The sequence below is a fragment of the Streptomyces sp. DG1A-41 genome, assembly GCF_037055355.1.
GTDB lineage: Bacteria > Actinomycetota > Actinomycetes > Streptomycetales > Streptomycetaceae > Streptomyces.
The window spans coordinates 2229149-2252752 of sequence record NZ_CP146350.1 but is presented as its reverse complement, the minus strand read 5'-3'; the positions used below and the strand labels follow the sequence as shown (position 1 = coordinate 2252752).

The 23604-nt window shown below is 70.2% G+C and carries 18 protein-coding genes and 1 pseudogene; 18 read left to right on the top strand and 1 reads right to left on the bottom strand.

The window, feature by feature from the left end:
• Positions 1–120 precede the first annotated feature (120 nt).
• From V8690_RS10580 to V8690_RS10520, 13 genes and pseudogenes are all read left to right on the top strand, one after another.
• On the top strand, positions 121–1641 hold the full coding sequence (locus tag V8690_RS10580; protein WP_338777667.1) for a UDP-N-acetylmuramoyl-L-alanyl-D-glutamate--2,6-diaminopimelate ligase: 1521 nt from the start codon (positions 121–123) through the stop codon (positions 1639–1641).
• A 28-nt stretch (positions 1642–1669) separates the two neighbouring features.
• Positions 1670–3076, top strand: a complete 1407-nt coding sequence (gene murF, locus V8690_RS10575) for a UDP-N-acetylmuramoyl-tripeptide--D-alanyl-D-alanine ligase (RefSeq protein ID WP_338777665.1) — start codon at positions 1670–1672, stop codon at positions 3074–3076.
• Positions 3076–4167 (top strand): phospho-N-acetylmuramoyl-pentapeptide-transferase, encoded by a 1092-nt coding sequence (gene mraY, locus V8690_RS10570; protein ID WP_338785313.1) that lies wholly within the window; start codon positions 3076–3078, stop codon positions 4165–4167. The genes murF and mraY overlap by 1 nt, the downstream gene beginning before the upstream one ends.
• On the top strand, positions 4149–5591 hold the full coding sequence (gene murD / locus V8690_RS10565; protein WP_338777663.1) for a UDP-N-acetylmuramoyl-L-alanine--D-glutamate ligase: 1443 nt from the start codon (positions 4149–4151) through the stop codon (positions 5589–5591). The genes mraY and murD overlap by 19 nt, the downstream gene beginning before the upstream one ends.
• A 135-nt stretch (positions 5592–5726) precedes the next feature.
• Complete coding sequence (gene ftsW / locus V8690_RS10560) at positions 5727–7091, top strand: putative lipid II flippase FtsW (RefSeq protein WP_338777661.1); 1365 nt, start codon at positions 5727–5729, stop codon at positions 7089–7091.
• A gap of 6 nt (positions 7092–7097) precedes the next feature.
• Positions 7098–8194 (top strand): annotated as a pseudogene (murG, locus tag V8690_RS10555) (undecaprenyldiphospho-muramoylpentapeptide beta-N-acetylglucosaminyltransferase).
• A gap of 25 nt (positions 8195–8219) precedes the next feature.
• Positions 8220–9014, top strand: a complete 795-nt coding sequence (locus tag V8690_RS10550) for an FtsQ-type POTRA domain-containing protein (protein ID WP_338777659.1) — start codon at positions 8220–8222, stop codon at positions 9012–9014.
• 288 nt (positions 9015–9302) lie between these two features.
• Entirely contained in the window at positions 9303–10496 is a 1194-nt protein-coding gene (gene ftsZ, locus V8690_RS10545; protein WP_338777657.1) for a cell division protein FtsZ, read from the top strand.
• A 10-nt stretch (positions 10497–10506) separates the two neighbouring features.
• Entirely contained in the window at positions 10507–11238 is a 732-nt protein-coding gene (gene pgeF / locus V8690_RS10540; protein ID WP_338777655.1) for a peptidoglycan editing factor PgeF, read from the top strand.
• A 6-nt stretch (positions 11239–11244) separates the two neighbouring features.
• Entirely contained in the window at positions 11245–11964 is a 720-nt protein-coding gene (locus tag V8690_RS10535; protein ID WP_338777654.1) for a YggS family pyridoxal phosphate-dependent enzyme, read from the top strand.
• A gap of 129 nt (positions 11965–12093) precedes the next feature.
• Entirely contained in the window at positions 12094–12735 is a 642-nt protein-coding gene (gene sepF / locus V8690_RS10530; protein ID WP_338777653.1) for a cell division protein SepF, read from the top strand.
• 59 nt (positions 12736–12794) lie between these two features.
• Entirely contained in the window at positions 12795–13079 is a 285-nt protein-coding gene (locus V8690_RS10525) for a YggT family protein (protein ID WP_007448661.1), read from the top strand.
• Between the two features lie 53 nt (positions 13080–13132).
• Positions 13133–14263: a DivIVA domain-containing protein gene (locus V8690_RS10520; RefSeq protein ID WP_338777624.1), complete on the top strand. Its 1131-nt coding sequence runs from the start codon at positions 13133–13135 to the stop codon at positions 14261–14263.
• 221 nt (positions 14264–14484) lie between these two features.
• On the opposite strand, the gene ileS is transcribed toward V8690_RS10520, so the two are convergent.
• Entirely contained in the window at positions 14485–17637 is a 3153-nt protein-coding gene (gene ileS / locus V8690_RS10515) for an isoleucine--tRNA ligase (RefSeq protein WP_338777623.1), read from the bottom strand.
• Between the two features lie 624 nt (positions 17638–18261).
• Between ileS and V8690_RS10510 the strand changes: the two genes are divergently transcribed.
• From V8690_RS10510 to V8690_RS10490, 5 genes are all read left to right on the top strand, one after another.
• Entirely contained in the window at positions 18262–19668 is a 1407-nt protein-coding gene (locus V8690_RS10510) for a TraR/DksA family transcriptional regulator (protein ID WP_338777621.1), read from the top strand.
• A gap of 89 nt (positions 19669–19757) precedes the next feature.
• Entirely contained in the window at positions 19758–20414 is a 657-nt protein-coding gene (gene lspA / locus V8690_RS10505) for a signal peptidase II (protein ID WP_338777619.1), read from the top strand.
• 64 nt (positions 20415–20478) lie between these two features.
• Positions 20479–21423: an RluA family pseudouridine synthase gene (locus tag V8690_RS10500; RefSeq protein WP_338777617.1), complete on the top strand. Its 945-nt coding sequence runs from the start codon at positions 20479–20481 to the stop codon at positions 21421–21423.
• Entirely contained in the window at positions 21420–21899 is a 480-nt protein-coding gene (locus V8690_RS10495; protein ID WP_338777615.1) for a GNAT family N-acetyltransferase, read from the top strand. Before V8690_RS10500 ends, V8690_RS10495 begins: the two co-directional genes overlap by 4 nt.
• Before the next feature lie 95 nt (positions 21900–21994).
• Positions 21995–23581 (top strand): Na+/H+ antiporter, encoded by a 1587-nt coding sequence (locus tag V8690_RS10490; RefSeq protein ID WP_338777614.1) that lies wholly within the window; start codon positions 21995–21997, stop codon positions 23579–23581.
• The last annotated feature ends 23 nt before the right edge of the window (positions 23582–23604 follow it).

The window sequence follows — 23604 nt, the reverse complement described above, 5'->3', positions numbered from 1 at the left end:
CCCGATCCCGGGAACCAGAGCACCCCCCGCCCCTCACTTCGCCCGGAGGCGGGTACGCCCGGTACGCTCACCGCCGTGCCACACGCTGATCAGTTCCAAACCACCCAGAAGGGCCATCCCGTGACATACCCCGGGCCGCCCAGGCCGGCGCAGGTCTCCGCCACACCCCTCGCGGAACTGGCCGACCAGCTGGGTGCTCCCGCGCCGGAGGGGGTCGCCGACGTCACGGGCATCACCCACGACTCGCGCGCCGTACGCCCCGGCGACCTGTACGCCGCCCTCCCGGGCGCCCGCCTGCACGGCGCCGACTTCGTCGACCAGGCCGCGGGCCTCGGCGCCGCAGCCGTGCTGACCGACCCCACCGGCGCCGAGCGCGCCGCGGCGTCCGGACTGCCGGTCCTGGTCGTCGACGACCCGCGCGCCCGGATGGGCGAGCTGGCCGCCACGATCTACGGCCACCCCGGCCGGGACCTGCTCCAGATCGGCATCACCGGCACCTCCGGCAAGACCACCACCGCCTACCTCGTCGAGGGCGGCCTGAAGACCGTCAGGTCCACCGGCCTGATCGGCACGGTCGAGATGCGCATCGGCGACGAGCGCATCAAGTCCGAGCGCACCACCCCCGAGGCCACCGACCTCCAGGCCCTCTTCGCCGTCATGCGCGAACGAGGCGTCGAGGCGGTCGCCATGGAGGTCTCCAGCCACGCCCTGGTGCTCGGCCGCGTCGACGGCTGCGTCTTCGACATCGGCGTCTTCACCAACCTCAGCCCGGAGCACATGGAGTTCCACTCCGACATGGAGGACTACTTCCGGGCCAAGGCGCAGCTGTTCACGCCGGCACGCGGCAAACTCGGCGTGGTCAACGTCGACGACGAGTACGGCCGCAGGCTGGCGAACGAGGCCACCGTCCCGGTCGTCACCTACTCCGCCGAGGGCCACCCGGACGCCGACTGGCGCGCCGAGGGCGTCGAGGTCGGCCGGCTGGACTCGACGTTCACCGTCATCGGCCCCAAGGGCGAGCGGATCAGCGCCAAGTCGCCGCTGCCGGGCCCCTTCAACGTGGCCAACACCCTCGCCGCGATCGTCGCCCTCGCCGTCGCCGGCCTCGACCCGCAGGCCGCCGCCGACGGCGTCGCCGCCGTACCCGGCGTGCCGGGCCGACTGGAGCGGGTGGACGCCGGACAGCCCTACCTCGCGGTCGTCGACTACGCCCACAAGACCGACGCCGTCGAGTCCGTCCTGCGCGCCCTGCGCAAGGTCACCGAGGGCAAGCTGCACATCGTCCTCGGCTGCGGCGGCGACCGGGACCGGACCAAGCGCGAGCCCATGGGCGCCGCCGCGGCCCGGCTCGCCGACACCGCCGTCCTCACCTCCGACAACCCCCGTGGTGAGGACCCCCTCGCGATCCTCGCCACGATGCTCCAGGGCGCGGCCTCCGTGCCCGCCCACGAGCGCGGCGAGGTGCAGGTGTTCGAGGACCGGGCCGCCGCGATCGCCGCCGCCGTCGCCCGCGCCGAGCCCGGCGACACCGTGCTGGTCGCGGGCAAGGGCCACGAGCAGGGCCAGGACATCGCCGGGGTGGTCCGTCCCTTCGACGACCGCCAGGTGCTTCGCGAAGCCATTCAGAAGACCCAGGGATGAATTCCCGCATGATCCAGGGGATGAACTTGTGATCGCCCTCTCCCTCGCCGAGATCGCAGAAGTCGTCGGCGGGCAGACGCACGACATACCGGATCCGACCGTCCAGGTCACGGGCCCGGTCGTCCGGGACTCCCGCGAGGCGGGGCCGGGCAGCCTGTTCGTGGCCTTCGCCGGCGAGCGCGTGGACGGCCACGACTTCGCGGCGGCGGTCGTCGAGGCGGGAGCGGTGGCCGTGCTCGGCACCCGGCCCGTCGGCGTGCCCGCGATCGTCGTGGACGACGTCCAGACCGCCCTCGGCACCCTCGCGCGGCACGTCGTACGACGTCTCGGTGCCGCCCTCGTCGCCCTGACCGGCTCGGCGGGCAAGACCAGCACCAAGGACCTGATCGCGCAGGTGCTCCAGCGCAAGGCGCCGACGGTGTTCACGCCCGGCTCGCTCAACAACGAGATCGGGCTGCCGCTGACCGCGCTGAGCGCCACCGAGGAGACCCGGTTCCTCGTCCTGGAGATGGGGGCCCGCGGCATCGGGCACATCTCCTACCTCACGAGCCTGACGCCCCCGAAGATCGGCCTCGTCCTGAACGTCGGCAGCGCCCACATCGGCGAGTTCGGCGGCCGGGAGCAGATCGCGCAGGCCAAGGGCGAACTCGTCGAGTCCCTCCCGGAGGACGGGACGGCCGTCCTCAACGCGGACGATCCCTACGTGCGGGCCATGGCCTCCCGTACGAAGGCGAAGGTGATCTTTTTCGGAGAGTCCGACGAAGCGGACGTTCGCGCCGAGAACGTGCGACTCACGGACACCGGACAGCCCGCGTTCAGGCTTCACACACCCTCCGGTGCAAGCGATGTGACCATGCGCCTGTACGGTGAGCACCACGTGTCGAACGCGCTCGCCGCGGCCGCCGTCGCCCACGAGTTGGGCATGTCCGCAGACGAGATCGCCGTCGCGCTCTCCGAGGCGGGCTCCCTCTCCCGCTGGCGGATGGAGGTCACCGAGCGCCCGGACGGCGTGACGGTCGTCAACGACGCCTACAACGCGAACCCCGAGTCCATGAAGGCCGCGCTGCGCGCGCTCGCGGCCATCGGCAAGGGGCGTCGTACGTGGGCGGTGCTCGGCAAGATGGCCGAGCTCGGGGACGAGGCTCTCGCCGAGCACGACGCGGTCGGACGGCTCGCCGTCCGGCTCAACGTCAGCAAGCTCGTCGCGGTCGGTGGCAGGGAAGCCGCCTGGCTGCAACTGGGCGCATATAACGAGGGTTCGTGGGGTGAGGAGTCGGTGCACGTGTCCGACGCACAGGCGGCGGTCGACCTGTTGCGCAGCGAGTTGCGCCCGGGGGACGTCGTCCTCGTGAAGGCGTCCCGTTCGGTCGGCCTCGAGAGTGTGGCGCAGGCGCTGCTCGAGTCCGGTGCCGAGGGTGAGGTTTCCGCCCGATGATGAAGCAGATCCTGTTCGCAGGAGTCATTGGCCTCTTCCTGACCCTGATCGGCACCCCGCTGCTGATCAAGCTGCTCGCCCGCAAGGGCTACGGCCAGTACATCCGCGACGACGGCCCGCGCGAGCACGCCAGCAAGCGCGGTACGCCGACCATGGGCGGTATCGCCTTCATCCTGGCGACGGTCGCCGCGTACTTCCTGGCCAAGGTGATCACGGGCTATCTGGACCCGGAGGCCGACGCGGCGCCGACCTTCTCGGGTCTGCTGGTGCTCGGCCTGATGGTCGGCATGGGCCTGGTCGGCTTCCTCGACGACTACATCAAGATCGTCAAGCGGCGTTCGCTGGGTCTGCGGGCCAAGGCGAAGATGGCCGGCCAGCTGATCGTCGGCATCGCCTTCGCGGTGCTCTCGCTCCAGTTCGCGGACAACCGCGGCAACACCCCGGCGTCCACCAAGCTGTCGTTCATCACGGACTTCGGCTGGACGATCGGCCCGGTGCTGTTCGTCGTCTGGGCGCTGTTCATGATCCTCGCGATGTCGAACGGCGTGAACCTGACCGACGGTCTGGACGGTCTGGCCACCGGCGCCTCGGTGCTCGTCTTCGGCGCCTACACCTTCATCGGCGTCTGGCAGTTCCAGGAGTCCTGCGCCAACGCGCAGACGCTGACCAACCCGGGCGCGTGCTACGAGGTGCGCGATCCTCTCGACCTCGCGGTGGTCGCCTCTGCGCTGATGGGCGCCTGCCTGGGCTTCCTGTGGTGGAACACCTCGCCGGCCAAGATCTTCATGGGTGACACCGGTTCGCTCGCGCTCGGCGGTGTGCTCGCCGGCCTCGCGATCTGCTCCCGCACCGAGCTGCTGCTCGCCATCCTCGGTGGTCTCTTCGTCCTGATCACCATGTCCGTGGTGATCCAGGTCGGCTCCTTCCGCCTCACCGGGAAGCGGGTCTTCCGGATGGCGCCACTCCAACACCACTTCGAACTCAAGGGCTGGTCCGAAGTGCTCGTCGTGGTCCGCTTCTGGATCATTCAGGGTATTTGTGTGATTGTCGGACTAGGCCTCTTCTATGCAGGATGGGCAGCGGACAAGTGACCTCCTCGGTGTCTACGGAGTTCAAGGGCAAGCACGTCACCGTCGCCGGGCTCGGCGTCTCCGGCGTCCCGGCGGCCAAGGTGCTGCACGGCCTCGGCGCGATCGTCACGGCCGTCAACGACGGCGCCGACGAGCGCGCGCAGGCGCAGGCCGCCGAACTGGAGGCGCTCGGCATCACCGTGCGCCTCGGTGACGGCGACACCCTGCCCGAGGGCACCGAGCTGATCGTCACCGCGCCCGGCTGGAAGCCGGACAAGCCGCTGTTCACGGCCGCGGAGAAGGCAGGCGTCCCCGTCTGGGGCGACGTCGAGCTGGCCTGGCGCCTGCGCGGGCCCGAAGCGGCGCCCTGGCTGGCCGTCACGGGCACCAACGGCAAGACCACCACCGTCCAGATGCTCGCCTCGATCCTGAAGGCGGCGGGCCTGCGTACGGCCGCCGTCGGCAACATCGGCGTCTCGCTCCTGGACGCGGTGCTCGGCGAGGAGCAGTACGACGTCCTGGCCGTGGAGCTGTCCAGCTACCAGCTCCACTGGGCTCCGTCCCTGCGCGCCCACTCGGCCGCCGTGCTCAACCTCGCCCCCGACCACCTCGACTGGCACGGCTCCATGGAGGCGTACGCCGCCGACAAGGGCCGCATCTACGAGGGCAATCGTGTCGCCTGCGTCTACAACGCCGCCGACAAGGCCACCGAGGACCTGGTCCGCGAGGCCGACGTCGAGGAGGGCTGCCGGGCCATCGGCTTCACCCTCGGCACGCCGGCGCCGTCCCAACTGGGCGTCGTCGAGGGCATCCTGGTCGACCGCGCCTTCGTGGAGAACCGGCACAAGAACGCCCAGGAGCTCGCCGAGGTCGCCGACGTCAACCCGCCGGCCCCGCACAACATCGCCAACGCCCTCGCGGCGGCGGCCCTCGCGCGGGCGTACGGCGTGCCCGCCAAGGCCGTACGGGACGGCCTGCGGGCGTTCACGCCGGACGCCCACCGCATCGCGCACGTGGCCGACGTGGACGGGGTCGCGTACGTGGATGACTCCAAGGCCACCAACACCCACGCGGCGGAAGCCTCGTTGGCGGCCTACGAGTCGATCGTGTGGATCGCGGGCGGGCTCGCCAAGGGCGCGACCTTCGACGAACTGGTCACCAAGTCGGCGCCCCGGCTGCGCGGGGCCGTGCTGATCGGCGCGGACCGCGCGCTGATCCGCGAAGCCCTGGCGCGACACGCCCCGGAAGTACCCGTCGTGGACCTCGACCGGACCGACACTGGGGCGATGTGCGCGGCGGTTCAGGAGGCGCGGCGGCTCGCTCAGGCCGGTGACACGGTGCTGCTGGCCCCGGCCTGTGCCTCCATGGACATGTTCGCCAACTACAACAAGCGCGGGGACGCTTTCGCGGACGCCGTTCGCGAGCTCGGCTCCGCCGACGGCTGACCCGGGTCCGCCTCGCCCGGCGGCGGTGCCGGGCGTATCTGGGAGGGACGCGTGACACGGATGTGGCTGGTGCCCGAGCGGCCGGGGAGCGTTCGCTGCGGAACGCTGCCTTCCGGCACGGTGGGGTGAGCGGCGATGCCCACCAGCCGCACCGGACGGCCTCCGGTTCCCCGCACTCCCAGGCGCCCCGCGTCGTCACGGCTCGCCCGCGAGAACCGCGTCCTGGCCTTCTACACCCGTGCGCGCAGGGGCTGGGACCGGCCGCTGACCGCCTACTACCTCATCTTCGGCGGCAGTCTGCTGATCACCGTGCTGGGCCTGGTGATGGTCTACTCGGCCTCCCAGATCACCGCGCTCCAGATGTCGCTGCCGGGCTCGTACTTCTTCCGCAAGCAGCTGCTGGCCGCCGTGATCGGCGCCGGACTGCTGTTCGCCGCCTCGCGGATGCCGGTGAAGCTGCACCGGGCCCTGGCCTATCCGATCCTCGCCGGCGCCGTCTTCCTCATGGCGCTGGTGCAGGTCCCCGGGATAGGAGTGTCGGTCAACGGCAACCAGAACTGGATCGCGCTCGGCGGCTCCTTCCAGATCCAGCCGAGCGAGTTCGGCAAGCTCGCCCTCGTCCTGTGGGGCGCCGACCTGCTCGCCCGCAAGCAGGACAAGAAGCTGCTGACCCAGTGGAAGCACATGCTGGTACCGCTCGTGCCGGCCGCTTTCATGCTGCTCGGGCTGATCATGATCGGCGGTGACATGGGCACGGCGATCATCCTCACGGCGATCCTGTTCGGCCTGCTGTGGCTGGCGGGCGCTCCCACCCGGCTGTTCATCGGCGTCCTGTCGATCGCCGCGGTGCTCGGCACCATCCTCATCACGTCCAGCTCGAACCGGATGGCTCGCTTGCAGTGCCTCGGCGCCACCGAACCCCAGTCCGGTCCCGTCGACTGCTGGCAGGCCGTGCACGGCATCTACGCCCTCGCCTCCGGCGGAATCTTCGGCTCCGGGCTGGGTGCGAGTGTGGAGAAATGGGGGCAACTCCCCGAAGCCCACACCGATTTCATCTTCGCCGTCACCGGTGAGGAACTGGGTCTGGCGGGGACGCTGTCGGTACTCGCCCTCTTCGCGGCTCTAGGCTATGCGGGTATCCGCGTGGCCGGACGCACGGAGGACCCCTTCGTGAGGTATGCCGCGGGAGGCGTGACCACCTGGATCACGGCCCAGGCCGTGATCAACATCGGTGCGGTGCTCGGTCTGCTGCCGATCGCCGGCGTCCCCCTCCCGCTGTTCTCCTACGGGGGGTCCGCCCTGCTGCCGACCATGTTCGCCATCGGGCTGCTGATCGCCTTCGCGCGCGACGAGCCCGCTGCGCGGGCGGCGCTTGCGATGCGGCAACCCCGCTTTGGTAGAAAGCGGGGGGCTGGGGGGACCGGTTCCGGTCGGAGTCCCCGGAGATGGAACACGATGCGACGGCGCGCCTCGGCGGCGCGCTCGTCCGGAGAGCGGTGAATTTCGGTGCATGTCGTACTCGCCGGCGGAGGAACCGCGGGCCACATCGAGCCCGCGCTCGCCCTCGCGGACGCCCTGCGCAGGCAGGATCCGACCGTGGGCATCACGGCCCTGGGCACGGAGCGAGGCCTGGAGACACGTCTCGTACCCGAGCGCGGCTACGAACTCGCGCTGATCCCCGCCGTACCGCTGCCACGCAAGCCCACCCCGGAGCTGATCACCGTCCCGGGCCGGCTGCGCGGCACCATCAAGGCGACCGAGCAAATCCTGGAGCGTACCAAGGCGGACGCCGTGGTCGGCTTCGGCGGCTATGTCGCCCTGCCCGGCTACCTCGCGGCCAAGCGCCTGGGCGTGCCGATCGTCATCCACGAGGCCAACGCCCGCCCGGGCCTGGCCAACAAGATCGGCTCCCGGTACGCCAGCCAGGTCGCCGTGTCGACGCCCGACAGCAAGCTCCGGGGCGCCCGCTACATCGGCATCCCGCTGCGCCGCTCCATCGCCACGCTCGACCGGGCCGCCGTGCGCCCCGAGGCCCGTGCCGCGTTCGGGCTTGACCCGAACCTGCCCACACTGCTGGTCTCCGGCGGCTCCCAGGGCGCCCGCCGGCTGAACGAGGTGGTGCAGGCGGTCGCGCCCTGGCTCCAGCAGGCCGGAATCCAGATCCTGCACGCGGTCGGCCCGAAGAACGAACTGCCGCACGTCCAGCAGATGCCGGGGATGCCCCCTACATCCCGGTAAGTTACCTGGATCGTATGGACCTCGCGTACGCCGCGGCCGACATGATGCTGTGCCGTGCGGGCGCGATGACCGTCGCCGAGCTCTCCGCCGTCGGGCTCCCGGCCGCCTATGTCCCGCTGCCCATCGGCAACGGCGAACAGCGGCTCAACGCCCAGCCGGTGGTCAAGGCCGGCGGCGGCCTGCTGGTCGACGACGCGGAGCTGACCCCCGAGTGGGTCCAGCAGAACGTCCTGCCCGTGCTCGCCGACCCGCACCGGCTGTACCAGATGTCCCGCGCCGCCGCCGAGTTCGGCCGCCGGGACGCCGACGACCTGCTCGTCGGCATGGTGTACGAGGCGATCGCCGCCAGTCGTGCACACCGCTAGGACTGTGTGACGGAAGGCAGGGAGCGTGGCCGGATCGACCACCGCCGAGCGCGGTGAACGCCAGCAGCAGTCGTCCGGCCCGCCGCCCCTCCTGCGGTCGAGGCGGGCCCGGCTTCGCGCGATCGTCGTCCTGGGTCTCGTCCTGGTGTTCCTCGGCATCCCGACGGTCTGGCTGTTCTACGGCTCCGACTGGCTGCGCGCCGAGCACGTCTCCGTGTCGGGGACACGGGTCCTGACGCCGGCTCAGGTCAAGGCGGCCGCCGACGTCCCCCTCGGCAAACCGCTGATTTCCGTCGACACCGATGCGATCGAGACGCGACTGCGCCAAAAATTGCCCCGAATCGACTCGGTTGACGTGGTCCGTTCCTGGCCCCATGGAATCGACCTGAAAGTGGTTGAGCGGACTCCGGTTCTGATTGTCCAAAAGGGCCGAAAGTTCGTCGAAGTGGACGATGAAGGTGTCCGATTCGCCACGGTTTCCGAGCGGCCGAAAGGTGTTCCCGCGCTGGAATTGACGCTCTCCCGGTCCAGCTCCGCCGCCGCGAGCCTGCGCCGCTTCGGCGAGTCCCGGCTGGTGCGCGAGGCCGTCGGCGTCGCTCGTGCGGTTCCGGCCGCCGTCGCACGCGACACACGGACCGTCAAGGTCCGGTCCTACGACGACATCTCGCTGGAGTTGCGGGACGGCCGTACGGTCGTCTGGGGGAGCAGCGAGAAGGGCGACGCGAAGGCCCGTACGCTCGCCGCCCTGATGAAAGCCTCGCCCGGCGCGCGGTACTTCGACGTGAGTGTTCCCACCGCGCCTGCGTCAGCAGGGAGTTGACGCACATCCGCGCAGGCCAGCACCCTGGTTGGGCAGTGCTACGGCTGATCACATAGGGTGAAAAGAAAAACGGGAGGTTCGGCGTGTTCGTTGAACGTGCGCCACTTGTCGACTTAGTGTCCTGTTCAGAAGACTCCAAGGAACAGACACACTGGTAACCCTAAACTTCAGGGTTAGGGTTCGGGTCGGCGATACGGACCGTCCCATTCGGCATCAGTCGTCGGGTCGCGGGGCGCAGCGCGCCACGGTGATTCGGCGACACGTAACTCGAGGCGAGAGGCCTTCGACGTGGCAGCACCGCAGAACTACCTCGCAGTCATCAAAGTCATCGGTGTCGGCGGCGGTGGTGTCAATGCCATCAACCGGATGATCGAGGTCGGTCTCAAGGGCGTCGAGTTCATCGCCATCAACACCGACGCGCAAGCTCTGTTGATGAGCGACGCCGACGTCAAGCTGGACGTCGGCCGTGAACTCACCCGCGGACTCGGCGCCGGAGCCAACCCGGCCGTGGGCCGCAAGGCCGCCGAGGACCACCGCGAGGAGATCGAGGAGGTCCTCAAGGGGGCCGACATGGTCTTCGTGACAGCCGGTGAAGGCGGCGGCACCGGCACCGGCGGCGCGCCCGTCGTGGCCAACATCGCCCGCTCGCTCGGCGCCCTCACCATCGGTGTGGTGACGCGCCCGTTCACCTTCGAGGGACGGCGCCGCGCGAACCAGGCCGAGGACGGCATCGCCGAGCTCCGCGAAGAGGTCGACACCCTCATCGTCATCCCGAACGATCGGCTGCTGTCCATCTCGGACCGCCAGGTCTCGGTGCTCGACGCCTTCAAGTCGGCCGACCAGGTCCTGCTCTCCGGTGTCCAGGGCATCACGGACCTCATCACCACCCCGGGCCTCATCAACCTCGACTTCGCGGACGTCAAGTCGGTGATGTCCAAGGCCGGCTCGGCCCTGATGGGCATCGGCTCGGCCCGCGGCGACGACCGTGCGGTGGCCGCCGCGGAGATGGCGATCTCCTCTCCGCTGCTGGAGGCGTCCATCGACGGCGCCCGCGGTGTGCTGCTCTCCATCTCCGGTGGCTCGGACCTCGGTCTGTTCGAGATCAACGAGGCCGCCCAGCTGGTGAGCGAGGCCGCCCATCCCGAGGCCAACATCATCTTCGGCGCGGTGATCGACGACGCCCTCGGCGACGAGGTCCGGGTCACCGTGATCGCCGCCGGCTTCGACGGTGGCCAGCCCCCGTCCAAGCGGGACAACGTCCTCGGCTCGTCCTCGGCCAAGCGCGAGGAACCGACCCCGGCACGGCAGGCCGAGAGCCGCCCGTCCTTCGGTTCGCTCGGCAGCGTGACCCCGAAGGAGGAGCCGGAGCCCGCCCCGGAGCCGGTCAACGACATCCCGGTCGCCCCGCCGGTCCCGCCGGCGCCGCGGACCTACTCGGACAGCGCGGCCGAGGAACTGGACGTACCGGACTTCCTCAAGTGATCCTTCTGACGTGATAGGACAGCGCGAAAGCGTGAGCGGCGCCCACTTCGCCTTCACCGACCGGTGGGGCGGGGTGAGCGCCGCTCCGTATGAGGAGCTCAATCTCGGCGGGGCGGTCGGCGACGACCCCGACGCCGTACGCACCAACCGCGAACTGGCCGCCAAGTCCCTGGGCGTCGAACCGGACCGGGTGGTCTGGATGAACCAGGTGCACGGGGCCGGCGTGGCCGTGGTGGACGGACCGTGGGGATCTTCGCCCGGGATCCCGTCGGTCGACGCGATCGTCACGACGCGACCGGGGCTCGCCCTCGCCGTGCTCACCGCCGACTGCGTGCCGGTGCTGCTCGCCGACCCCGCCGCCGGGATCGCCGCCGCGGCCCACGCGGGCCGGCCCGGCATGATCGCCGGAGTCGTCCCGGCCGCGCTACGCGCGATGACGGACCTGGGCGCCGAACCCTCCCGTATCGTCGCCCGCACCGGGCCCGCCGTCTGCGGCCGGTGCTACGAAGTGCCCGAGGCGATGCGCGCCGAGGTGTCCGCCATCGAGCCGGCGGCGTACGCCGAGACGAGCTGGGGCACGCCGGCGGTCGACGTGAGCGCCGGGGTGCACGCGCAACTGGAACGGCTCGGGGTGCGTGACCGGGCGCAGTCGCCGGTGTGCACGCTGGAGTCGGACGATCACTTCTCGTACCGCCGCGACCGCACCACCGGTCGGCTCGCGGGCTATGTGTGGCTGGACTGATAGGGCATGACGGACCGTAAGGACGAACTCGTCGCGAATCTGGCGAAAGTCGAGCGGCGCATCGCCGACGCGTGCGCGGTCGCGGGGCGGGGGCGCGAAGAGGTGACCCTGATCGTGGTCACCAAGACCTACCCCGCGACCGATGTGCGGATCCTCTCGGAACTCGGTGTGCGGCACGTCGCCGAGAACCGCGACCAGGACGCGGCGCCGAAGGCCGCCGCCTGTGCGGATCTGCCCCTTGCTTGGCATTTTGTTGGTCAACTCCAGACCAACAAGGTGCGATCCGTGGTTGGTTACGCGGACTTCGTGCAGTCCGTCGATCGTTCCAAGCTCGTCACAGCTCTGTCGAAGGAGGCCGTCCGTGCCGGGCGCGAGCTGGGGTGTCTCATTCAGGTCGCACTCGACGCCGGCGAGAGCGGGCGGGGCGAGCGCGGCGGCGTGGCGCCCGCGGGGATCGAAGAGTTGGCCGACCGCGTCGCGGAAGCACCGGGGCTGCGGCTCGGCGGACTGATGACCGTCGCACCGCTCACCGGGGAGTACGCGGGACGCGAACAGGCGGCCTTCGGGCGGTTGATGGATTTGTCGACTGACCTGCGCCGGAGTCATCCGGCTGCCACCATGGTCTCGGCAGGGATGAGTGCGGACCTCGAACAGGCCGTGGCGGCCGGAGCGACACATGTGCGCGTCGGCAGCGCGGTACTCGGAGTCCGCCCCAGGCTCGGGTAACGTCGCCAGGAAGTCGGACCACAGCAGAAAATATGGTCATTGCCGCCAATAGGCGGATTCAAGGACCTCGTGGATCGCGGGCACTTGGCAGTCGTCAGCCGATCCACCACAGAGCGGAGGACTCAGAGCATGGCCGGCGCGATGCGCAAGATGGCGGTCTACCTCGGCCTCGTGGAGGACGATGGGTACGACGGCCGCGGATTCGACCCCGACGACGACTTCGAACCCGAACTGGACCCGGAGCCCGAGCGGGACCACCGACGGCACGAGCCGTCCCACCAGCCGCACGGCTCACATCGGCCCCAAAGGGACGAAGAGGTACGAGCCGTACAGCCGCCCGCACCTCGTGAACCGGCCGCCCGTGCCGCTTCGCTACCCGCGGAATCCGGCCGCCCGGCGCGCATCGCGCCCGTGGCATCCATCACACAAGAACGCGCAAGTCTGGAGAAGAACGCACCGGTGATCATGCCCAAGGTCGTGTCCGAACGGGAGCCTTACCGGATCACCACGCTCCACCCGCGGACCTACAACGAGGCCCGTACCATCGGGGAACACTTCCGTGAAGGCACCCCGGTGATCATGAATCTGACTGAGATGGATGACACAGATGCGAAGCGACTTGTCGACTTTGCGGCTGGTTTGGTGTTTGGTCTTCACGGCAGTATCGAGCGGGTGACGCAGAAGGTGTTCCTGTTGTCGCCTGCTAACGTCGATGTCACGGCGGAGGACAAGGCCCGCATCGCAGAGGGCGGGTTCTTCAACCAGAGCTGAGACGTAACACCGGAAGCAGCAGTAACAGCAGGGCACAGGGGAGAGGGAAGCAAGAGGTCATGAGCGTGGTACTGGATGTCGTCTACATCGCGCTGATGTGCTTCCTCATCGTGCTCATCTTCCGGTTGGTCATGGACTACGTCTTCCAGTTCGCCCGCTCATGGCAACCAGGCAAGGCGATGGTGGTCGTTCTGGAGGCCACCTACACTGTCACGGATCCACCGCTCAAGCTTCTGCGGCGGTTCATTCCGCCGCTGCGTCTCGGGGGCGTGGCGCTCGACCTGTCCTTCTTCGTGCTGATGATCATCGTCTACATCCTGATCTCGATCGTGAGCCGGCTGTGAGCGATGTGAACTACGGTCTTGCCGAATGCCGACGACTACGTTGAGGTGAAGAGATGCCGTTGACCCCCGAGGACGTGCGGAACAAGCAGTTCACGACCGTCCGCCTCCGAGAAGGCTATGACGAGGACGAGGTCGATGCCTTCCTCGACGAGGTCGAAGCCGAACTGACCCGCCTGCTCCGCGAGAACGAGGACCTGCGCGCCAAACTGGCCGCGGCGACGCGCGCTGCTGCCCAGAATCAGCAGAACATGCGCAAGCCTCCGGAGCAGCAGCAGGATCAGCAGCAGCAACAGCAGCAGCAGGGCATGCGCGGTCCTGGTGGTCCCGTACCCGCCGGCATATCGGGCCCGCCGCAGCAGCAGATGGGTGGCCCCATGGGTGGTCCGCCCCAGCTGCCGAGCGGTGCCCCGCAGCTGCCCGCCGGTCCCGGCGGTCAGGGAGGCCCGCAGGGTCCCGGCCCGATGGGCCAGGGTCCGGGCGGTCCCGGCCCGATGGGTCAGCCCCCTATGCAGCAGCAGATGGGCGGTCCGATGGGCGGCCCCATGGGCGGTCCGATGGGCGGCCCCGGTCAAGGAGGCCCCGGTGGCGACAGCGCCGCCCGTGTCCTCTCGCTGGCCCAGCAGACCGCCGACCAGGCGATCGCCGAGGCCCGGTCCGAAGCCAACAAGATCGTCGGCGAGGCGCGTTCGCGTGCCGAGGGTCTGGAGCGTGACGCCCGTGCCAAGGCCGATGCCCTGGAGCGGGACGCGCAGGAGAAGCACCGCGTCGCGATGGGCTCCCTGGAGTCCGCCCGCGCCACGCTGGAGCGCAAGGTCGAGGACCTGCGCGGCTTCGAGCGCGAGTACCGCACGCGCCTGAAGTCGTACCTGGAGTCGCAGCTGCGTCAGCTGGAGACCCAGGCCGACGACTCGCTGGCCCCGCCGCGTACTCCGGCGACCGCCTCCCTCCCGCCGTCCCCGGCACCTTCCATGGCACCGGCCGGCGCGAGCGCCCCGTCGTACGGCGGTGGCAACCAGACGATGGGCGGCGGCCCCTCGCCGTCCGGTCCGTCCTACGGCGGTCAGCAGCAGATGTCCCCGGCGATGACCCAGCCGATGGCGCCGGTCCGTCCGCAGGGCCCGTCGCCGATGGGCCAGGCGCCCTCGCCCATGCGGGGCTTCCTGATCGACGAGGATGACAACTGACGGCCTGATGGCCGGTAGTACGGCGTAGACGTCGGCAGCGTTCAGGGCGGGGCCCCGGGTTGAACCCGGGGCCCCGCCCTTTTGCCGTGCGCGTTCGTGCGCACAGCAACCGTGTTCGTGCGTGCGCAACCGCGTTCGTGCGTACGCAACGCCGAAGGCCCGGGCCCGCCAAGATCTTTGGCGGGGCCCGGGCCTTCGGTCTGTGGGTTACGCCTTGTGGGTTACGCCTTGCGCAGGCGGAACGTCAGCGTCAGGCCCTCGTCCGTGAACGGGTTCCCGTAGCTGTCGTCCGCGTCACCCTGGGCGAAGTCCGTCGCCAGGACCTCGTCGGCGATCAAGCCGGCATGGTCGGTGAGGGCCGCGACCGTCGCCGGGTCCGTGGCGGTCCAGCGCAGTGCGATGCGGTCGGCCACGTCGAGGCCGCTGTTCTTGCGGGCCTCCTGGATCAGGCGGATCGCGTCACGGGCCAGGCCCGCACGGCGGAGCTCCTCCGTGATCTCCAGGTCCAGGGCGACCGTCGCGCCCGCGTCGGACGCCACCGACCAGCCCTCGCGCGGCGTCTCCGTGATGATCACCTCGTCGGGAGCCAGCGTGATGGTCTCGCCGTCGACCTCCACCGACGCCGTGCCCTCGCGCAGGGCCAGGGAGAGGGCGGCCGCGTCCGCGTTCGCGATGGCCTTGGCCACGTCCTGGACGCGCTTGCCGAACCGCTTGCCCAGCGCGCGGAAGTTGGCCTTCGCGGTGGTGTCCACCAGCGAGCCGCCGACGTCGCTCAGCGTCGCCAGGGACTCGACGTTCAGCTCCTCCGTGATCTGCGTGCGCAGTTCCGAGCCGAGCGCCTCGAAACCCGTCGCCGCGATCAGGGCGCGGGAGAGTGGCTGACGGGTCTTGACGCCCGACTCCGCGCGCGTGGCACGGCCCAGCTCCACGAGCCGGCGCACCAGGACCATCTGCTTCGACAGTTCCGGGTCGATCGCCGGGAGGTCCGCCTCGGGCCAGGTCGACAGATGGACCGACTCCGGGGCGCCCGGGGTGACCGGAACGATCAGGTCCTGCCACACCCGCTCGGTGATGAACGGGGTCAGCGGGGCCATCAGCTGCGTCACCGTCTCGACGACCTCGTGCAGCGTGCGCAGCGCCGCCTTGTCGCCCTGCCAGAAGCGGCGTCGGGAGCGGCGCACATACCAGTTCGACAGGTCGTCGACGAACGCGGACAGCAGCTTGCCGGCGCGCTGGGTGTCGTAGGCGTCGAGGGCCTGGGTGACCTGGTCGGTGAGCGCGTGCAGTTCGGACAGCAGCCAGCGGTCCAGGACCGGGCGGTCCGCCGGGGCCGGGTCGGCCTCCGACGGGGCCCAGCCGGACGTACGGGCGTACAGGGCCTGGAAGGCGACCGTGTTCCAGTAGGTGAGGAGCGTCTTGCGGACGACCTCCTGGATGGTGCCGTGGCCCACGCGGCGAGCCGCCCAGGGGGAACCGCCGGCCGCCATGAACCAGCGGACGGCGTCCGCGCCGTGCCGGTCCATGAGCGGGATCGGCTCCAGGGTGTTGCCCAGGTGCTTGGACATCTTGCGGCCGTCCTCGGCGAGGATGTGGCCCAGGCAGACGACGTTCTCGTACGACGACTTGTCGAACACCAGGGTGCCGACCGCCATCAGTGTGTAGAACCAGCCGCGGGTCTGGTCGATCGCCTCGCAGATGAACTGCGCCGGGTAACGGGCCTCGAAGATCTCCTTGTTCTTGTACGGGTAGCCCCACTGCGCGAACGGCATCGAACCCGAGTCGTACCAGGCGTCGATGACCTCGGGCACGCGCGTGGCCGTCTTCCCGCAGCCGTGCTGCGGGCAGGCGAAGGCGACCTCGTCGATGAACGGGCGGTGCGGGTCCAGGCCCGACTGGTCGGTGCCCGCCAGCTCGGTCAGCTCGGTGAGGGAGCCGACGCAGGTGAGGTGGTCGTCCTCGCAGCGCCAGATCGGCAGCGGGGTGCCCCAGTAGCGGTTGCGGGACAGCGCCCAGTCGATGTTGTTGTTCAGCCAGTCGCCGTACCGGCCGTTCTTGACCGTGTCCGGGAACCAGTTGGTGTTCTCGTTCTCCGCGAGGAGGCGGTCCTTGATCGCCGTGGTGCGGATGTACCAGGAGGGCTGGGCGTAGTAGAGGAGCGCGGTGTGGCAGCGCCAGCAGTGCGGGTAGCTGTGCTCGTACGGGATGTGCTTGAAGAGCAGGCCGCGCTGCTGGAGATCCTCGGTGAGCTTCTCGTCCGCCTTCTTGAAGAAGACGCCGCCGATGAGGGGGACGTCCTCCTCGAAGGTGCCGTCCGGGCGGACCGGGTTCACGACCGGCAGGCCGTAGGAGCGGCAGACCTTGAGGTCGTCCTCACCGAAGGCGGGGGACTGGTGGACCAGACCCGTACCGTCCTCGGTCGTGACGTAGTCGGCGTTCACGACGTAGTGCGTGCCGCCCTCGGTCTCCGGGAACTCGACCAGCTCGAACGGGCGCTGGTAGGTCCAGCGTTCCAGCTCGGCGCCCGTGAAGGTCCGGCCGGTGGTCTCCCAGCCCTCGCCGAGGGCCTTGGTGACGAGCGGCTCGGCGACGACCAGCTTTTCCTCGCCGTTGGTCGCGACGACGTAGGTCACCTCGGGGTGCGCGGCGACCGCGGTGTTGGAGACCAGTGTCCAGGGCGTGGTCGTCCACACCAGGAGCGCGGCCTCGCCTGCCAGCGGGCCGGAGGTGAGCGGGAAGCGGACGAAGACCGACGGGTCGACGACCGTCTCGTAGCCCTGTGCCAGCTCGTGGTCCGACAGGCCCGTGCCGCAGCGGGGGCACCAGGGGGCGACGCGGTGGTCCTGGACCAGCAGGCCCTTGTTGAAGATCTCCTTGAGCGACCACCAGACCGACTCGATGTACTCGGGGTCCATGGTGCGGTAGGGCTCGTGGAGGTCGGTCCAGTAGCCCATGCGGGTCGTCAGCGCTTCGAACGCGTCCGTGTGCCGGGTCACCGACTCGCGGCACTTCGCGTTGAACTCGGCGATGCCGTACGTCTCGATGTCCTGCTTGCCGGAGAAGCCGAGCTCCTTCTCCACGGCCAGCTCCACCGGGAGGCCGTGGCAGTCCCAGCCGGCCTTGCGGGCCACGTGGTAGCCGCGCATGGTGCGGAAGCGGGGGAAGACGTCCTTGAAGACGCGGGCCTCGATGTGGTGGGCGCCGGGCATGCCGTTGGCGGTGGGCGGGCCCTCGTAGAACACCCATTCGGGGCGGCCCTCGGACTGCTCCAGGCTCTTGGCGAAGATCTTCTGCTCGCGCCAGAAGTCGAGCACGGCGTGCTCGAGGGCGGGCAGGTCGACCTGGGCGGGCACCTGGCGGTACGTCGGCGATGTCATCAGCGGGCTTCCTCCGGCGGACTTGCTGCCTTCCGTCCGGAGGGACGAGAGCTACGTCTGCCTGCGCCGCCTTCGGCGCGCTCCCGCGGTACCACCCTCCTTGGCCCTCCGGCGCGGGGTGTGCGCCGATGAGCCCCCTCATTGGGGTCGCGATGCCGGTTCTACTGGCCACGGCGCTCGGCTGCGGTTTTCTTCCGGCGGCTCCGGGGTGATCTTCACGTCGCGCTCGCCCCCGGGCTTCCACCGTCCCCGGGTCGCTCTGGGCTGCGTACGCCGCTACTCGTCCCCATCCACGCTTTTCGCTCCGCCCAGTGTACGGCGCCGCGCGGACAGCGGCCGACCGCTTTTCCGGGGCGGTCGGGGACAGGGAGCCGTAAGGGACGCGTAATGGGTGACGTATGGGTTTGATGACCCGAATGGCGAGGTATGGGTGTTCGGATCCTGGGACGTCCGACTCGGCGGATTACCGGGCGGGGAGCTGGGCACAACGGATGCAGGTTCGCCGCGCGGCGTGCGCGAGGCGGGCGAATTGGGCGGTGTGCCCCGTTGCCGCGGGACTCAAGTCGATTTATCGTCCCAGCACGATTCACGAGCAAGATCACAATATGTGAAGGGGCCGCGGCCATGGTGGCGAAGAAGACCGCCGTACAGCAGCCGGCGTCCGGCAGGTCCGCGGAGGCCTCCGGCGGTGCGGCCAAGGACCTGGGCGGGAAGAAGACCACGCAGGGGGGCTCGGCGGGGCGGGCGGCGAAGGGGGCGGCCGGGAAGGCGACCGAGGGGACGAAGGCGGCTGTCAAGAAGACCAAGGCGGCTGTGAAGAAGCTGACCGCCAAGAAGGCCGTGGCCGAGGAGGCGGTGGCCAAGGCTGAGAAAGCCGTGGTCAAGAAGGTCGCGAGGAAGGAGGCCGCGACGAAGGGGGGCGCGAAGCAGGAGACTGCGGCCGAGGCTCCGGTCGAGAGGGCGGCCGACAGGAAAGCGGCGGCCAGGAAGACGGCGCTCAGGAAGACGGCGGTCAGGAAGTCCGCGGCCGAGAAGGCCCCGGCCAAGAAGGCGGCAGCCAAGAAGGCCGCGGCCGAGAAGGCCCCGGCCAAGAAGGCGGCAGCCAGGAAGACGGCAGCTGAGAAGGCGGCGACCAGAGGGGCGGAAGCGGAGAAGGCGGCGGCTCAGGAGGCCGGGGCCAGAGGGGCGGCGGCCAAGAAGGCCCCGGCCAAGAAGGCGGCAGCGGAGAAGGCCCTGCCCAAGAAGGCGGCGGTCAATAAGGCCCCGCCCAAGAAGGCCCCGCGAAAGAAGGCGGCGGCCAAGGAGGCGGCAGTCAAGGAGGCGGCAGTCAAGAAGGCCGCTGTCAGAAGGGCGAAGGCTGCCAAGGCCGGTGCCGCGGAGAGGAAGGGCGTCGAGGCCGAGGGCGTTGGCGCCGGAGGCGAGAGCACCACCACGAAGGGCGCGACCGGGAAGGGCACTGCCCGGACCGGCGCGGTCACACAGGACACGGCCGGGAGCAGCACGGCCAAGAAGGCGGGTGCGGCCGAGGCCGCGCAGCAGACGGGAGCGACGACGGTGGGTGCGAAGAAGACTCCTGGCACGGCAACGGCGGCCAAGACCGCTGTTCCGAAGGCACGGGCGGCCGCGGCCGAGCCCGGTGAGCTCGCGGTACGCCCGGGCGAGGACCCCTGGACGGAGGCGGAGGTCGAGGAGGCGCGTGCCGAGCTGACGTCCGAGGAGACCCGGCTGCGTGAGGAGCTCGAGTCGTCGGAGCGGTCGCTCGCCGGTCTGATGCGGGACTCCGGGGACGGCGCCGGCCACGACGAGGCGGACACCGGCAGCAAGAACATCACCCGCGAGCACGAGCTGGCGCTGGCCGCCAACGCGCGCGAGATGCTCGTCCAGACCGAGCGCGCCCTGGAACGCCTCGACGCCGGTACCTACGGCCTGTGCGAGAACTGTGGCAACCCCATCGGCAAGGCCCGCATGCAGGCCTTCCCGCGGGCCACTCTGTGCGTGGAGTGCAAGCAGAAGCAGGAGCGCCGGTACTGACCGGCCGCCGAATGCCTCCTGAGCACGTGGGGCGCCCGGAGTGTGCCGTACCCTCGTCCTCAGTCAGGCACCTAGGTTGAGGGACTCACGTGGCAGAGGCGGAGCGCATCATCGGTACGCCGGACACACCGGACGCGGCCGGCAACGGGCGGGAGCGGCCCGGCGAGGACGCGGCGCCGGGCGAGCGCGCCGACTCCGAGTGCACCCGGGCCCCGGCCGGCGGGTCCGGCTCCGACGAGGCGGCGGCCGGGCGGGGCCGGGGCAAGCGCCGGATCGCGGTCCTGTTCACGGTCGCCACGTTCGCGTACGCCCTCGACCTGATCAGCAAGATGATCGTGGTGGCCAAGCTGGAGCACCATCCGCCCATCGAGATCATCGGGGACTGGCTGAAGTTCGAGGCGATCCGCAACGCGGGCGCGGCCTTCGGCTTCGGCGAGGCCTTCACGGTGATCTTCACCATGATCGCGGCGGCGGTGATCGTGGTGATCGCCCGCCTCGCCCGCAAGCTCTACAGCCTGCCCTGGGCGATCGCGCTCGGCCTGCTGCTCGGCGGTGCGCTGGGCAACCTCACCGACCGGATCTTCCGGGCGCCGGGAGTGTTCGAGGGCGCGGTCGTGGACTTCATCGCGCCCAAGCACTTCGCCGTCTTCAACCTGGCCGACTCGGCGATCGTGTGCGGCGGCATCCTGATCGTGCTGCTGTCGTTCAAGGGGCTCGACCCCGACGGGACCGTACACAAGGAGTGAGCCCGCGAGGGGTTGTCCACAGGCTCTGTACTGGGCTGTCTCACCCGTCCGGCATACTCGACGGGTGAGCACGATTCCCGAGATCCGTACCCTGCCCGTGCCCGACGGCCTGGAGGGCGAGCGCGTCGACGCCGCCATCTCCCGTATGTTCGGCTTCTCCCGGACCAAGGCGGCCGAGCTCGCCGCCGCGGGGAAGGTCACGGTCGACGGATCGGTGGTCGGCAAGTCGGAGCGGGTGCACGGCGGTGCCTGGCTCGAGGTCGAGATGCCGCAGGCGCCCGCGCCGGTGCAGGTGGTGGCCGAGCCGGTCGAGGGCATGGAGATCGTGCACGACGACGATGACGTGGTCGTGATCGTCAAGCCGGTGGGCGTGGCCGCGCATCCGTCGCCGGGCTGGACCGGCCCGACCGTCATCGGGGGTCTCGCCGCCGCCGGGTACCGCATCTCGACGTCCGGGGCCGCGGAGCGCCAGGGCATCGTGCACCGGCTCGACGTCGGCACGTCCGGGCTGATGGTGGTGGCCAAGTCGGAGTACGCGTACACGTCGCTGAAGCGCCAATTCAAGGAGCGCACGGTCGACAAGCGGTACCACACGCTCGTCCAGGGCCACCCCGACCCCACCAGCGGCACCATCGACGCGCCCATCGGCCGGCACCCGCAGCATGACTACAAGTGGGCGGTCACCGCCGAAGGCAAGCCGTCCGTCACGCACTACGACCTGATCGAGGCCTTCCGAGCCGCGTCCCTGCTCGACGTGAAGCTGGAGACCGGCCGCACCCACCAGATCCGCGTCCACATGGCCGCCCACCGGCACCCGTGCGTCGGCGACCTGACGTACGGCGCCGACCCGACGCTCGCCAAGCGGCTCCATCTGACCCGCCAGTGGCTGCACGCGGTGCGGCTGGGCTTCGAGCATCCCGGGGACGGTCAGTGGGCGGAGTTCTCCTGCGCGTACCCGGAGGACCTCCAGAAGGCCCTGGACCAGGTCCGGGAGGAGACGTACGCATGAGCGGGTCGCCGGCGCCGTCGTACGTGGTGCGGGTCGCCGAGGACGCGGCCGACCGTGAGGCGTGCTTCGCGGTGCGCAAGGAGGTGTTCGTCGGCGAGCAGGGCGTGCCGGAGGACATCGAGTACGACGCGTACGACCCGGGGGCCGTGCATGTGCTGGCCGTCCGGGAGGACGGCGTGCCGCTCGGGACCGGGCGGCTTCTGCTCGGGGAGGCGGCCGTGGCGCAGACCGGAGCCGACTCGGCCGTGGGCTCCCTCGGCCGGCTCGCCGTGGCCGCCCACGCGCGCGGGCTCGGCGTCGGCGTCGCCCTGGTGCGGGCCATCGAGGACGCGGCACGCGCACGTGGTCTCGCGGCCGTGGACCTGCACGCCCAGACGCACGCGCTGGGCTTCTACGCGCGGCTCGGCTACGAGGCGTACGGGCAGGAGTACTTGGAGGCGGGCATTCCGCACCAGGCGATGCGGCGTTCGCTTTAGCCCGTCGTGAAGGGTGCCGAAACGGTTTGTCCCGGGAGTTGCGTGGCAGGCTTGAGGGCAGTCGTGTGAACGTTTGATTTTCCGGAGCGCTGACCGTGGATCAGTTGGCCCTGTTGTTCGTGCTGCTGCTCGGGGCCGTGATCAGCGTCCCGGTCGGGGACCGGCTCGGCATGCCCGCGCCGGTGCTGATGACGCTCCTGGGCATAGTCCTCGCGCTGCTCGATTTCGTACCGAACGTCCAGATTCCGCCGGACCTGATCCTGCCGCTGCTGTTGCCGCCGCTGCTGTACGCGGCGGTGCGGCGCACGTCCTGGCGGCAGTTCGCGGCGAACAGGAGACCGATCTTCCTGCTGGCCGTGGCGCTGGTGTTCGTCACCATGGCCTGTGTGGCCGCCGCGGCCGACGCGATCGTGCCCGGGCTGCCGCTGGCGGCGGCGTTCGCGCTCGGCGCGCTGGTCGCGCCGCCGGACCCGGTCGCGGCGACCGCCGTCGCCGGGCAACTGGGGCTGCCCCGCAGGCTGGTGTCGATCCTGGAGGGCGAGGGGCTGTTCAACGACGTGACGGCCATCGTCCTCTACCACGTGGCGATCGCCGCCGCCGTCAGCGGGACGTTCTCGCCCTGGAAGGCCGGACTCGACCTGGTGCTGTCGGCCGTGGTGGCCGTGGCCGTGGGCATCGCGCTGGGCTGGGGCGCGAACAAGCTGATGGAACTGCTCGGGGACGCCACCCTCCAGATCGGGCTGACCCTGCTGGTGCCGTACGCCTCGTACGTCATGGCCGAGGAACTGCACGGGTCCGGAGTGCTCGCCGTGCTCACCACCGCGCTGTTCCTCGCGGAGTACGGGTCCGATGCCGACGACGTCATGACGCGGCTGGCCGGGCACACGTTCTGGAACATCGTCGACACGCTCGTCACCGGCGTCGCGTTCGGGCTGGTCGGGCTGGAGCTGCACAACGCGATCCACACGGCGTCCGGCCGGTGGGGCGAGTTGCTCGGGTGGGCGGCGGTGGTCGTCTGCGTGGTCGTGTTCGTCCGGCTGTTGTGGCTGCTGCCGGCGACCTGGCTGACCAAACGGCTGCACGCGCGGCGGGACTACGACGAGGACATCCCGGTGAGCTGGCGCGAGACCGTGGTGATGTGGTGGTCGGGGATGCGGGGGGTGGCCTCGGTCGCGTTGGTGCTGGCCATTCCGCTGGAGACCGACGCCGGAACGCCGTTCCCCAGCCGGGACGAGATCATCTTCATCGCGTTCGGGGTGATCATGGCGACGTTGGTGGTGCAGGGGCTGACCTTGCCGTGGCTGGTGAGGTCGCTGGGGGTGCGGGCCGACACGAATGTCGAGAAGGAGTTCGCGAAGGCGCTGGCGATCCGGGCGTCCAAGGCGGCGAAGCGCAGGCTCCGGGAGATCGAGGAGGTCGAGGAACTGCCGGAGGAGCTGTCCGAGCAGATGATGCGGCGGGCGTTCGACATCGCGGTGCGAATCACTCCTGAGGTGGCCGAGGACGAGCGGCGGGAGGCCTATCAGGAGCGGGCTCGGCGGCTGAAGCGGGTGCGGCGGATCCAGCAGGAGATGCTGAGTGCGGCGCGGCATGAGGTGCTGGCGGCGCGGAGCGAGCCGGGGGCGGACCCGGAGGTGGTGGACCGGGTGCTACGGCATCTTGACGTGCGGTCCATGCGGTGAGTCGTCGGCTGTCCCGTGGGCCC

What these genes read in the sequence shown, in the direction of transcription:
- mraY (WP_338785313.1), top strand. Translation starts at nt 3,076, where the DNA reads ATGAAGCAGATCCTGTTCGCAGGAGTCATTGGCCTCTTCCTGACCCTG.
- murD (WP_338777663.1), top strand. Translation starts at nt 4,149, where the DNA reads ATGGGCAGCGGACAAGTGACCTCCTCGGTGTCTACGGAGTTCAAGGGC.
- ftsW (WP_338777661.1), top strand. Translation starts at nt 5,727, where the DNA reads ATGCCCACCAGCCGCACCGGACGGCCTCCGGTTCCCCGCACTCCCAGG.
- V8690_RS10535 (WP_338777654.1), top strand. Translation starts at nt 11,245, where the DNA reads ATGACGGACCGTAAGGACGAACTCGTCGCGAATCTGGCGAAAGTCGAG.
- sepF (WP_338777653.1), top strand. Translation starts at nt 12,094, where the DNA reads ATGGCCGGCGCGATGCGCAAGATGGCGGTCTACCTCGGCCTCGTGGAG.
- V8690_RS10525 (WP_007448661.1), top strand. Translation starts at nt 12,795, where the DNA reads ATGAGCGTGGTACTGGATGTCGTCTACATCGCGCTGATGTGCTTCCTC.
- V8690_RS10520 (WP_338777624.1), top strand. Translation starts at nt 13,133, where the DNA reads ATGCCGTTGACCCCCGAGGACGTGCGGAACAAGCAGTTCACGACCGTC.
- ileS (WP_338777623.1), bottom strand. Translation starts at nt 17,637, where the DNA reads ATGACATCGCCGACGTACCGCCAGGTGCCCGCCCAGGTCGACCTGCCC.
- V8690_RS10510 (WP_338777621.1), top strand. Translation starts at nt 18,262, where the DNA reads ATGGTGGCGAAGAAGACCGCCGTACAGCAGCCGGCGTCCGGCAGGTCC.
- V8690_RS10495 (WP_338777615.1), top strand. Translation starts at nt 21,420, where the DNA reads ATGAGCGGGTCGCCGGCGCCGTCGTACGTGGTGCGGGTCGCCGAGGAC.